8 protein-coding genes are annotated in these 12,313 nt (G+C 68.0%); 5 read left to right on the forward strand and 3 right to left on the reverse strand.

Going from position 1 to position 12,313, the window contains the following annotated elements; genetic code table 11:
- Positions 1 to 115: 115 nt before the first annotated feature.
- Positions 116 to 1,045, forward strand: a complete 930-nt coding sequence (locus ACQG3P_RS10360; RefSeq protein ID WP_426804982.1) for a DUF3011 domain-containing protein — start codon at positions 116 to 118, stop codon at positions 1,043 to 1,045.
- Between the two features lie 42 nt (positions 1,046 to 1,087).
- Here ACQG3P_RS10360 and ACQG3P_RS10365 read toward each other — a convergent pair whose 3' ends face one another.
- A complete protein-coding gene (locus tag ACQG3P_RS10365) occupies positions 1,088 to 1,729 on the reverse strand; it encodes a hypothetical protein (protein ID WP_217538425.1) in 642 nt (213 codons plus the stop codon).
- A gap of 123 nt (positions 1,730 to 1,852) precedes the next feature.
- Here ACQG3P_RS10365 and ACQG3P_RS10370 point away from each other — a divergent pair, with 123 nt between their 5' ends.
- Both ACQG3P_RS10370 and ggpS read left to right on the forward strand, forming a co-directional pair.
- Positions 1,853 to 3,124: an MFS transporter gene (locus ACQG3P_RS10370; RefSeq protein WP_426804983.1), complete on the forward strand. Its 1,272-nt coding sequence runs from the start codon at positions 1,853 to 1,855 to the stop codon at positions 3,122 to 3,124.
- A gap of 62 nt (positions 3,125 to 3,186) precedes the next feature.
- Positions 3,187 to 5,430 carry a glucosylglycerol-phosphate synthase gene (gene ggpS / locus ACQG3P_RS10375; RefSeq protein WP_426805044.1) on the forward strand — a complete coding sequence of 748 codons (2,244 nt, stop codon included), beginning with the start codon at positions 3,187 to 3,189 and terminating at the stop codon, positions 5,428 to 5,430.
- Positions 5,431 to 5,441: 11 nt separating this feature from the next.
- Here the strand turns inward: ggpS and blaL2 are convergent, their stop codons facing one another.
- Positions 5,442 to 6,350: a L2 family extended-spectrum class A beta-lactamase gene (gene blaL2, locus ACQG3P_RS10380; protein ID WP_426804984.1), complete on the reverse strand. Its 909-nt coding sequence runs from the start codon at positions 6,348 to 6,350 to the stop codon at positions 5,442 to 5,444.
- 332 nt (positions 6,351 to 6,682) lie between these two features.
- On the opposite strand from blaL2, the gene ACQG3P_RS10385 reads away from it, so the two are divergent.
- The gene (locus ACQG3P_RS10385; protein WP_426804985.1) at positions 6,683 to 7,546 is read left to right on the forward strand and encodes a LysR family transcriptional regulator; all 864 of its coding nucleotides are present in this window, start codon (positions 6,683 to 6,685) and stop codon (positions 7,544 to 7,546) included.
- Positions 7,547 to 7,649: 103 nt separating this feature from the next.
- Here the strand turns inward: ACQG3P_RS10385 and ACQG3P_RS10390 are convergent, their stop codons facing one another.
- Positions 7,650 to 9,503, reverse strand: coding sequence for an ABC-F family ATP-binding cassette domain-containing protein (locus ACQG3P_RS10390; RefSeq protein ID WP_093533739.1), 1,854 nt, complete (start codon positions 9,501 to 9,503; stop codon positions 7,650 to 7,652).
- Positions 9,504 to 9,836: 333 nt separating this feature from the next.
- Here ACQG3P_RS10390 and ACQG3P_RS10395 point away from each other — a divergent pair, with 333 nt between their 5' ends.
- On the forward strand, positions 9,837 to 12,230 hold the full coding sequence (locus ACQG3P_RS10395) for a TonB-dependent receptor plug domain-containing protein (protein WP_426804986.1): 2,394 nt from the start codon (positions 9,837 to 9,839) through the stop codon (positions 12,228 to 12,230).
- The last annotated feature ends 83 nt before the right edge of the window (positions 12,231 to 12,313 follow it).

Raw genomic sequence — 12,313 nt, forward strand, 5'->3', positions numbered from 1 at the left:
GGTCAGCCCGTTATTCTGCGGCCGGCGACCCGATCGGGCAAATCCGGACGGTCACACGGGCTTAATACGACCCGTACCTATAGTCCGCGCACCACCATGCGCAAGGGGATTTGCCATGAACCGCCTCGCTGTCGCTTGTTTCACCGCCCTGCTGGCCTGCGGCGCCCCGTCGCTGCAGGCCCAGGCCCAGGTCAATGCCCGGGCCTACGCCCCGGAGAACCTCCGCACCCTGTCGGTCCAGGACCAGCAGCGGGTCATTGCCCAGGAATACGCCGAACAGTCCGGGGGGCGGCGCATCCCCGACGACCAGATGCGCTTCTACCTGGACCAGGTGAACCGCTCGTCCTGGGGCTTTTCCCGCATCAAACAGGACATCGCCACCTCGCTGGGTGGCTCCGGCGGCGGCTGGAACCCGGGCGGCGGCAACAACGGGGTGGTCCGCTGCGAGAGCAACGACAACCGCCAGCGGGTCTGCACCACCGGCTGGCGCAGCGCGCGCCTGTCCCGGCAGATCTCCGGCACCCGCTGCGTGGAAGGCAACAACTGGGGCTCCCGCAATGGCCAGGTCTGGGTCAGTGGCGGCTGCCGGGCCGAATTCGTCGAAGGCCGTGGGGGCGGCTGGGGGCCGGGTACCGGCGGCCCCGGCACCACCATCCGCTGCGAAAGCAACGACAACCGTGAGCGCAGCTGCCCTACCCCGTGGCGCAATGCCGCGCTGGTCCGGCAGATCTCCGGCTCGGCCTGCGTGCAGAACCAGACCTGGGGCATGCGCGGCAACGCCATCTGGGTCACCCGCGGCTGCCGCGGTGAATTCGCCGAATCGCGCGGCAACTGGGGCGGCGGCGGGGGCGGCAGCAATTACAGCGTGACCTGCAGCAGCAACGGCAACCGCCAGCAGACCTGCGCGTGGGATTCACGCCAGGGCCGGCCGGTGCTGCTGGAGCAGCTGTCTGGCAGCAGCTGTGTCGAGAACCGCAGCTGGGGCTATCGGCCGAGCATGGTGTGGGTCAGCAACGGGTGCCGGGCGAGGTTCGGCGCGCGTTGACGGGACCGCGGCCCGACCAACGGTCGGGCCCTACCGGCGCGGTTACTTGTTGGTCGGTTCGGTGTCCGCGCCCCAGGGCGCGGGCGGCAACGCGACGGGGTGCGCGAGGTCGAACACCACCTGGAACCGGCGGCCACCCGGACGGGTGAGCTCGTACACGAACGTCTTGTCCGGCTCGATTTCCATCGCCCACGTATTGGTCACCGACGCCTCCATGCCGGCCTTGCGGAACATCGCCACCGAATCGGCATCCACCGGGAACGACTGGCGCTGCGCGGTGCCGGGCGGTGCACTGTCGCCACCGTACATCGTGACCGCGTCCGGACTGCCATCTGCATGGCGGTGATCGTGCTTGAGGCGCAGGCCGGTATCGGTGCGGCTCAGCACCCAGGTGCGCGAATGATCGTCACCCACATGGAAGGGAATGCGCAGCGTATGCGAGGCGTCATCGCAGCCGCGCACATGCATCACCAGGCGCTTGCCGTCGAACGGGTCAGGCCCGGCGCCCTTCGGCTCGTTGACGGCGATATGGCCTTCAAACGCCTTTCCGCAATGCGCGGCGACAGCGGCGAGAAACGCGTCGGCCGGGGCCATCGCAACATCGTGGGCCACGCTGTCACGCTGGCCACCACACGCGGCGAGCAACGACGCAGCCGCGAGCGGCAGGAACTTGTACACAGTCATGCGGACACCGTAGCCCGCGTGGGCGTAATGCGCAAATCCGCGCCAACCGCGACAAAGGATTAATCACGTCTGTGTTAGGGTCGTTGTCGTGACCGGTTCGCCTTCCCCACGAAGGTCGCACGCGTGTTGCGGCTGACCGCCCTGCTGTCGGGAGTAGCGCTGCTGTTGACCGGCAGCGGGCTTCTGGGCACCTTGCTGGCGGTAAGCGGCGGTGAAGCCGGCTTCGGTGCCGGTACGTTGGGCCTGGTGATGTCCGGTTATTTCGCCGGCTTCTTCATGGGCACCTTCTTCGCCCCGTCGCTGATCGGCCGTATCGGGCATATCCGTGCGTTCGCCTTCTTTGCCGCCCTCGCCGCCATCGCGGTGCTGCTGCACCCACTGTGGCTGAATGCCTGGCTGTGGGGGCTGCTGCGCATCATCACCGGCATCGCGCTGGTGGGCCTGTACACGGTGATCGAAAGCTGGCTCAACGCCGAACCCGACCCGCGCCAGCGCAGCCGTGCGTTCTCGCTGTACATGGTGGTCAATCTTTCCGCGCTGGCACTGGGCCAGATCCTGCTGATGGTCAGCAACGCGCCGGCCATGTCGATGTTCATGCTGATCGCCATGCTGGTCTGCGCCGCGGTGCTGCCGATCACCGCCACCCGGCTCACCCCACCGGACGTGCCATCGGTGCCGCGCCTGACGCTGTCGCGCCTGTATGCGATGGCGCCGGTGGCCACGGTCGCCGCCGGGCTGTCGGGCCTGGCCATGGGCGCGTTCTGGGGGCTGCTCCCGGTGTATGCCGGCGAGGTGGGCCTCGACAATGACGGCGTGGCCCGCTTCATGCTCACCGCGATTGCCGGCGGCGCGCTGCTGCAGTGGCCGCTGGGGCACATCAGCGACGGTCATGACCGGCGCGTCGGGCTGGTGGCGCTGTGCCTGGCCGCCGCCGGCATCGCGCTGGTGGCCGCGATGCCGATGATCCAACAGCAGACCTGGCTGTTGTTCGGGCTGTTCTTCTTCTATGGCGGCCTGGCGTTCGCGCTGTATCCCTTCGCGGTGGCGCACATGCTCGATTACCTGCCGCGCCAGGACCTGCTCTCGGGCTGCTCCAGCCTGCTGCTGGTGCACGGCGTGGGCGCGGCGCTCGGCCCGGCGCTGGCCGGTGCGGCCATGCAGCAGTTCGGCCCGGCCGCCCTGCCCCTGTATTTCGCCGTGGTGCTTGGCGTGCTCGCCCTTTTCACCACCGCGCGCCTGCTCAGCTTCGACCGGCTGCGCACGCACCCGGTGGTGTTCCGGCTGATGCTGCGCACCACGCCGGCGGCACTGGAATTGATGCCCGAAACGGACGTCGCTCCGCCGCCGGACACCCCTTCTCCCTCACCCAACGACACCGATAAGGAAGTGCATTGACTGTTTTGACACCCACCCCGTCCACCTCATCCCGCACGCCGGCGGCTCCCCCGGCCCAGCAACTGATTCTCGCCACCGACCTGGATGGCACCTTTCTCGCCGGCGATGCCGCCGCGCGCCACCGTCTGTACCGGCTGGTCGACCAGCACCCCGGTATCCGCCTGATCTTCATCACCGGCCGCGGCCTGGAAGCGGTGATGCCGCTGCTCTCCGATCCCGCCATTCCGCGCCCCGATTACGTTGTCTGCGATGTCGGCGCAACCGTGGTCGATGGCCACACCCTGCAGCCGCTGCAGCCCCTGCAATCGATGATCGACGCGCACTGGCCCGGCGAACAGGTGGTGGCCGCTGCGATGCGGCGGTTCACTGCACTGCAGCGCCAGGACGTGCCGCAGGAGCGGCGCTGCTCCTACTTCTGCGACCCGGCCACGCTGGCGCCGCTGCGCGCGCAGATCCAGGCGGCCGCGCAGGCGCTGGGCTGCGATGTGCTGTATTCGGCCGACCGCTACCTGGACATCCTGCCGCCGGACACCGACAAGGGCCGCACCCTGGCTGCGCTCGCGCGCCTGCTGGACCTGCCGCGTGACCGCATCCTGGTGGCTGGCGATACCCTCAACGACCTCTCGATGTACACCGCTGGCTTCCGCGGCGTATGCGTGGGCGATTCAGAACCGGCGCTCACCGCCGCCACCACCGGGCTGGCGCACACCTACCATGCGCAGGCGCCGGGCTGCGGCGGCATTCTGGAGGCGATCGAGCACTTCGCCCTGCTGCCGGCTGATGATGCATGGCTGAAGCCGCCAGCAGCCAAGCGCGCCGAAGGCGCCGACCTGGTGATGCTTTACCACCGCATGCCCTTCGATGAAGTGATGGAAGACGGCGTGCTGGTGCAGCGCCCACCGCGCTCGCCCAACGGCATCATTCCCTCGCTGCTGAGCTTCTTCCAGGGCGGCCAGACCGGTTCATGGGTGGCCTGGGGCATCGACGACCCCAAGCGCGGCCCGTTCCAGACCCATATGGCGGTGGACGCCGAGCGCTACCCCACGCTTACGGCCGCGCGCGTGCCGCTGACCCGGCAGGAAGTGGACATCTTCTACAAGCGCTTCTCCAAGGAAGCGTTCTGGCCGATGCTGCATGTGTTCTGGGAACGCGCACGCTTCCGCGAGGATGACTGGCAGGTGTTCCTGAAGGTCAACCGGCGCTTCGCCGAAGCCACCGCCGCCGAAGCCGCACATGGCGCCACCGTGTGGATCCACGACTACAACCTGTGGATGGTGCCGGCCACCCTGCGCGAGCTGCGCCCGGACCTGAAGATCGCCTTCTTCCACCACACCTACTTCCCGTCGGCTGATGTGTTCAACGTGGTGCCGTGGCGCCGCGAGATCATCGGCAGCCTGCTCTGCTGCGATTACATCGGCTTCCACATCCCGCGCCAGGTGGAGAACTTCGTGGATGTGGTGCGCGGTGCGATGCCGGCGGAGCGGTTGTCCTGGGAAAGCTGCGCGCCACGCTTCCTGACCTATGGCTGCGCGGTGGGGCTGGATACCATGACCACGCGCATCCGGGTCGGTGACCGTGAGGTGGCACTGGGAGCGCACCCGGTCGGCACGGATCTGCGCCGCATCCACGATGTGCTGGCCCGGCCCAGCGTGCGCAACGACATCTTCAAGCTGCGCCGTGAGATCGGTGCGCGCAAGCTGGTGCTGTCGGTGGAGCGGCTGGATTACACCAAGGGTACGCTGGCCAAGCTGGAAGCGTTCGAGCGCTTGCTGGAGCAGCATCCGGACCGCCAGGGCAAGGTCACCCTGCTGATGGTGTGCGTGCCGGCCGCGCGCGAGATGACCGTGTACCGCACGCTGCAGAACCAGATCGAACAAGCGGTGGGCCGTATCAACGGGCGCTTCTCGCGGCTGGACTGGACCCCCGTGCGCTTCTTCGCACAGGCATTGCCGTTCGAAGAGGTGGTGGCGCATTACGCGGCCGCGCAGGTGATGTGGATCACCCCACTGCGCGATGGTCTGAACCTGGTGGCCAAGGAGTTCGTGGCCACCCATGGCATCGAAGGCAGCAATGGCGTGCTGGTGCTGAGTGAATTCGCTGGCGCGGCGGCCGAGTTGAAGGGCGCGGTGCTGACCAACCCGCATGATCCGGCCGATCTCAGCGCCGGCCTGTTGCAGGCGCTGTCAATGCCCGACGAAGAAGCCAACGGCCGCATGCGCCAGCTGTTCGGCACCGTGGAGTACCACGATGTGGATCGCTGGGGGCGCGAGTTCCTTGATGCGGTCAAGGAAACCGGCACCGCCTGACGCCGCAGTGATCAGCGCGCGTGCGCGCTGATCATTTTCTCGGCGATCACCGCCACCTGGCGCAGCGTGTCGTTGCGCCCGGCATCATCCACCGTGGCACCCTGCAGGTAGCTGGTCAGCACCCACGGGGCGCCGCCGGCCAGTGGCCACAGGATGGCGATGTCGTTGGTGGTGTCCTCGCCATTGCTGCCGGTCTTGTCGCCCACCCGCCACGCCGGCGACAGTCCGGCACGCAGCCGCGAATCACCGGTTTCGTTGTCGATCAGCCAGTCGGCCAGCTGCAGCCGCGAGGCTGGCGTGAGCACCTCCCCCAGCACGAACCGCTGCAGGCTGGCGGCCATCGCGGCGGGGCTGGTGGTATCGCGCGGATCATCGGGCGCGAACCGGTTCATGTCTGGCTCCAGGCGATCGTTGCGGGTCACCGCATCGCCATTGGCGCGGAGGAACGCAGTCACCCCGGCCGGCCCGCCGACCACCCCCAACAGCAGGTTCGCCGCCGGGTTGTCGCTGGTGACCATGGTCGCGCGGCACAGGTCGCGCACGGTCAGGTCCTTGCCCACGTGACGTTTGGTCACCGGTGCGTGGGAGAGCATGTCCTGCTGGCGCACCGGCAGCCGCCGGTCCAGCGACAGCGTGCCCTGGTCGGCCAGATGCAGCACCGCCGCCGAGAGCGCGAACTTGAAGGTGCTGCACATCGGGAAGCGCTCGTCCTGGCGATGGCCGATGCGGTGGCCGCTGGCCGTGTCGAGCAGGGTCACGCCCAGACGCCCGCCACTGGCTTTTTCCAGGGCGGCGAAATCGGCTGCCTGCAGCTTGTCACCCGCCAGCGCGGTCGGCGGGGTCTTGGCCAACACGGTGGCGGCCAAGGCGGAAGCTGCGGCGGCACCGGTCATCTGGAGGAACTGGCGGCGGGCGAGCATGGGGCATCTCCGGGGCTGGGAAGTGGCCATGGAAGCATTTCGGGCCACATGCCACCAGCGAGTATTCTCAGCAGGAGACATGAGCAGGATTGATGGCGTGGTGGTAAGGGCAGGGTTACCTCGCATGGCGTCCGCGCGTGGTAGCGCCGACCGTTGGTCGGCCCACGGAGTGCTGCATCGACCACGGAGGGTCACGGCCCGAGATACTTCCAGCACCGCCTGGGTCGACCAACGGTCGACGCCACCCTCGCACGGCGGGCCACCCTTGGTGGCGCCGACCGCAGGCCCTGCCGGCGTTACCATTACCCATCAAGATTCCTCACGGCTCGCCCATGCTTCGTCCCCAGCTCCCGCTCAACGCATTGCGTGCCTTCGAGGCAGCCGCGCGCCACCAGAACTTCACCCGCGCCGCGCTGGAGCTGTGCGTGAGCCAGGCCGCGCTGAGCCACCAGATCCGTGGGCTGGAAGAGCGACTGGGAGCCGTGCTGTTCCACCGGCTGCCGCGCGGGGTGGCGCTGACCGACGAAGGGGCTCGCCTCTACCCGGTGCTCAACGACGCCTTCGACCGCATCGCGGTGAGCCTGGACCGGTTCGTCGGCGGGCATTTCCGCGAAGTGCTCGGGGTCGGCGTAGTGGGCACGTTCGCCACCGGTTGGCTGCTGCCGCGGCTGGCCGATTTCAACACGCGGCACCCGGATATCGAGCTGCGCCTGCAGACCCACAACAACCGCATCGACCTGGCCGGCGAAGGGCTGGACCTGGCGATCCGCTTCGGCGATGGCGACTGGCAGGGCCAGGTGTGCACCCCGGTGCTGGCGGCGCCGTTCGCACCAGTGTGCGCGCCGGCACTGGCGCGGACGCTGCGGCAACCGCGCGACCTGGCCAGCGTGGCACTGCTGCGCTCCTACCGCAGCGATGAGTGGCCGCAGTGGCTGCTGGCCGCTGGCGTGGGCGAGCTGGAGGCGCGCGGGCCGGTGTTTGATTCGTCATTGACGCTGGCCAGCGCGGCCGCCGCCGGTGCCGGCGTGGCGTTGCTGCCATTGAGAATGTTCGAACAGGACCTGGCGCAGGGACGGTTGGTGCAGCCGTTCGCGCAGACGCTGGAGCTGGGGAGTTATTGGCTGACGCGGTTGCGTTCGCGGGCGGAAAGCGAGGCGGGGAAGCGCTTCAGGACATGGTTGGAAGCGCAGGCGTAGAGCCACGCCCTGCGTGGCTGCTCTTCGTTCCGGCATCGCGAAGCCACGCAGGGCGTGGCTCTACGCGGACGTGCCTGTGCCGACCAACGGTCGGCACGGGCCTTCAGGCCATCAATTCCATCCACGCGGCTTCGGCTTTTTCCAGCTGCTGCGCGGTGGTTTCGCGGTCGCGGCCGAGCACCGCCATGCGGGTGGCGTCGGCGTAGTTGACCGGGTCGGCCAGCTGGCGGTCCAGCTCGGCCAAGCGGGCTTCCAGCTCGTTGACCTTGGCTTCGGCGCTGGCCAGCTTGACCGGGTTGACGGTCTTCTTCGGCGGCAGCGGCGGGGTCGGCGGCACCGGCTCCGGCGCGGCAGCCGCCATCTTTTGCTTGGTGCCCTGCGCGGCCGGGCGCGAACGCAGCCACGCTGCGTATTCGTCCAGGTCGCCGTCGAACGGCTCCACCACCCCGTCGGCCACGCGCCAGAAGGTGTCGCAGACCAGGCCGATCAGGTGGCGGTCGTGCGAGACCATCACGATCGCCCCTTCGAAGGTCGCCAGCGCTTCGGCCAGCGCTTCGCGCATTTCCAGGTCAAGGTGGTTGGTCGGTTCGTCGAGCAGCAGCACGTTCGGCTGCTGCCAGGCAATCATCGCCAGCGCCAGGCGCGCGCGCTCACCACCGGAGAAACCATCCACCGGCTCGAACGCCCGGTCGCCGGCGAAGTTCCACTTGCCGAGGAAATCGCGGAAGGACTGGTTGCTGCCATCCGGGGAGATGTCCCGGAAGTGGTCCATCGGCGACTGGCCTTCATGCAGCGACTCCACCGTGTGCTGGGCGAAGTAGCCGATGCGCAGGTCCGGGTGCGCCGAGCGATCGCCGGCCACCGGGTCCAGCTCACCGACCAGGGTCCGCACCAGCGTGGTCTTGCCCGCGCCGTTGGGTCCCAGCAGGCCGATGCGCTGCCCCGCCTCCAGGCCGAAGCCCACGTTGTGCAGGATCACCGCGTCCGGGCTGTAACCGGCCTCCACATCGTTGAGGCGGATCAGCGAGAACGGCAGCTTGGCCGGAGGCGCGAACTCGATGCGGAACTCGCGCTCGGCACGCACCGCTTCGGTGCCGGTCAGTTTGGCCAGGCGCTTCATGCGGCTCTGTGCCTGCGTTGCCTTGCTGGCCAGCGCCTTGAACCGGTCGATGAAGCTCTGCAGGTGGGCACGCTCGGCCTGTTCCTTTTCGTGCGCGATCTGCTGCTGGCGCAGCTGTTCGGCGCGCTGGCGCTCGAAGTCGGTATAGCCGCCCGGGTACAGCTTGGCGCCACCCCCATGCAGGTGCAGGGTGTGGGTGGCCACGTTGTCGAGGAACTCGCGGTCATGCGAGATCAGCAGCAGCGTGCCCGGATACTTGAGCAGCCACTGTTCCAGCCAGAACACCGCGTCCAGGTCGAGGTGGTTGGTCGGTTCGTCGAGCAGCAGCAGGTCGCTGGGCATCATCAGCGCGCGCGCCAGGTTCAGTCGCGCGCGCCAGCCACCGGAGAACGTCGCCACCGGCCGTGAATGGGTGTCGGACGGGAAGCCCAGGCCATGCAGCAGCTTGCCCGCACGGGATTCGGCATCGTACGCACCGATCTCGGCCATCTTCTGGTGCGCATTGGCCACCGCTTCCCAGTCCTCGCGCGCGGTCGCCTCGGCTTCCTCGCGCAGCACGGCCGCCACTTCGGTGTCGCCTTCCAGCACGAACTGCAGCGCCGGGTCCTGCAGCGCCGGGGTTTCCTGGGCCACGCTGGCGATGCGGATCTTGCCGGGCAAGTCCACATCGCCCTTGTCGGCCTCCAGCTCGCCCTGCACGGCCGCGAACAGGCTGGACTTGCCGGCTCCGTTGCGGCCGACCACGCCAACGCGGTAGCCCGCATGCAGGGTCAGGTCGACATTGGACAACAGCAGCCGCTCGCCGCGGCGCAAGGCGAAGTTACGAAGGGAAATCATCTGGGGGGTCCATATAACGGAATGGAATGTGCTGGTGAGCACCTTTCCTGCGACGCAATTCTAGCGTTAACGAATACTTGACGCGCCCCGGGATGCGCGGCAGGCCTCGTCTCTCTCCCACGAACCTGTCTGCGCTTTCCCCGGGACCCTCCCCCGCCTGATTGACCGAATGTTGCTAAACCGTTGCTTTTGCAACGTTTTTTCAATTTGACAGCCAATAAAAATACCGTTAATCCGTTAATTGCGCACCGCAACACCCGCCCTCGCTGACCCGCTTTCCCGCAGTCGTGATGTCGCCCGGTGCCGCCTCGTCCCAACCGGAGCCACATCCTGATGAACCGCAAGACCCGTACGCTTGCCGCCGCCGTCGCCGTCGCCCTCGGGGCCTCCGCCTTCAGTGTCGCCGCCCAGGACGCCCCTGCCCGCGCCACCGCCAACACCCTGGACACGGTCATCGTGACCGGCACCCGTGTGGCCGACCGTACCGTGGCCGAGTCGCAGTCGCCGATCGACATCATCACCCCCGAGGCGCTGCAGTCCACCGGCACCACCGAACTGGCCACCGCGCTGGCGCGTGCACTGCCCTCGCTGAACTTCCCGCGCCCGGCGCTGACCGACGGCACCAGTGGCATCCGCCCGGCGCAGCTGCGCGGCCTGTCCCCGGACCAGGTACTGGTGCTGGTCAACGGCAAGCGCCGCCACACCTCGGCCCAGATCAACGTCAACGGCAGCATTGGCCGCGGCTCGTCGGCGGTGGACATCAACGCCATTCCGATCGCCTCCATCGAGCGCGTCGAAGTGCTGCGCGACGGCGCCTCGGCGCAGTACGGCTCGGACGCCATCGCCGGCGTGATCAACATCGTGCTCAAGGGCTCCAGCGCGGGCGGCAGCCTGGCCCTGGATGCCGGCCAGTACTCGGCCGGCGACGGCAACAAGTACCAGCTCTCCGGCGATACCGGCATCGGCTTCGCCGACGGCCGCGGCAGCGTGCACGTGGCCGGCCAGATCACCCAGCAGGACGAAAGCAACCGCGCCGGGCCCTACCAGGGCACCACGCCGAACACCGGCAACTTCCCCAGCGTGGGCCAGACCACCTTCGTGGTCGGCGACCCGCAGGTGGATGCCACCGCCGCCTCGGCCAATGCCAGCTTCCAGTTCAGCGACCACGTCTCGGCCTACGCCACCGCGCTGGCCAGCAACCGCGACATCACCTCGTTCGCGTTCTACCGCTCGCGCACCAACAGCGGCCAGGGCGCGCTGCTGGCGCAGACCTACCCGGACGGCTTCGTGCCGGAAATCAACCAGTACTCCAAGGACCGCTCGCTGGTGGCCGGCGTGAAGGGCGACACCGAAAGCGGCTGGACCTGGGACGTGAGCTACAACCACGGCACCAACAAGATCGACTTCCACACCCGCAACAGCATCAACTACGCGTTGGGCGTGGACAGCCCGCGTTCGTTCTACGCCGGCGCGCTGGAATACACCCAGGACATCGGCAACGTGGACATCACCAAGCAGCTGGACTGGGGCCTGGCCTACCCGGTCACGCTGTCCTTCGGCGGTGAGTACCGCCGTGAGAAGTGGGAACAGAGCGCGGGCGAGCCCAATTCCTACTTCGGCACCGGTGCGCAGGGCTTCGGCGGCTTCACCCCGCTCAACGCCGTCGATGCCGACCGCGACAACTACGCCGTCTACGCCGGCCTGGAAGCGGACCTGACCGACAAGTTCTCGGCCGGCGTCACCGGCCGCTATGAGGATTACTCGGACTTCGGCGACAAGTTCTCCGGCAAGCTGTCGGCCCGCTACGCCTTCACCGACAAGGTCGCGCTGCGTGCCACCGCCTCGTCCGGCTTCCGCGCGCCCTCGCTGGCCCAGCAGAGCTACCAGGCGGTGACCAGCACCATCGTCAACGGCGTGTTCGTCGAACGCGGCACCTTCCCCACCACCAGCACCGCCGCGCAGGCGCTGGGCGCCAGCCCGCTGAAGGCCGAAAGCTCCACCTCCTACAGCGTGGGCCTGGTGGTGCAGCCGATCGACCGCCTCTACCTGACCGTGGATGCGTACCAGATCGACATCGACGACCGCATCATCCTGTCAACCAACATCACCACCAACGCTGCCACCAATGCGCTGCTGGCCGACCTGGGCCTGCCGCAGGTCACCGCGTTCTCCTACTTCACCAACGGCGTGGATACCCGCACCCGCGGCGTGGACGCGGTGTCCAGCTACACCATCCCGTTCAGTGCCAGCTCGCTGGAACTGACCGCGGCCTACAGCTACAACGACACCGAGGTGAAGAAGTTCATCGCCTCCCCAGCCGTGTTCGGCTCGCTGGGCCTGACCCAGTCGCTGATCGGCCGCGATGAAGTGGGCCGCATCGAAGACAGCTACCCGCGCGACAAGACCATCCTGAGCGGCACCTGGCGTTCGGACCACTGGGACCTGAACCTGGCCGCCACCCGCTACGGCTCATTCACGGTGCGCAATTCAGCCACCCCGACCCGCGACCAGACCTACGATGCCTCGTGGGTGCTCGATGCCTCGGTGGCCTACAAGCCCAACGAGAACTGGACCCTGACCCTGGGTGCGGACAACCTGCTGGACGAGTACCCCGACCGCACCGTGGACCTGCAGAACTCCACCTGGGGCATGCTCCCGTACAGCAACTACTCGCCGTACGGCTTCAACGGCGCTTACGTTTACGGTCGCGTGACCTACAAGTGGTGATGATCGGCTGACACCGGATCCGGCAGGCCGCAGCGCGGTTTGCCGGATCGGGCCGCATCGGTGAAAATCGGGGCATCCCCCAA

Origin of the sequence: Stenotrophomonas sp. SrG (genome assembly GCF_050031795.1) — a bacterium.
Classification (GTDB): domain Bacteria; phylum Pseudomonadota; class Gammaproteobacteria; order Xanthomonadales; family Xanthomonadaceae; genus Stenotrophomonas; species Stenotrophomonas rhizophila_A.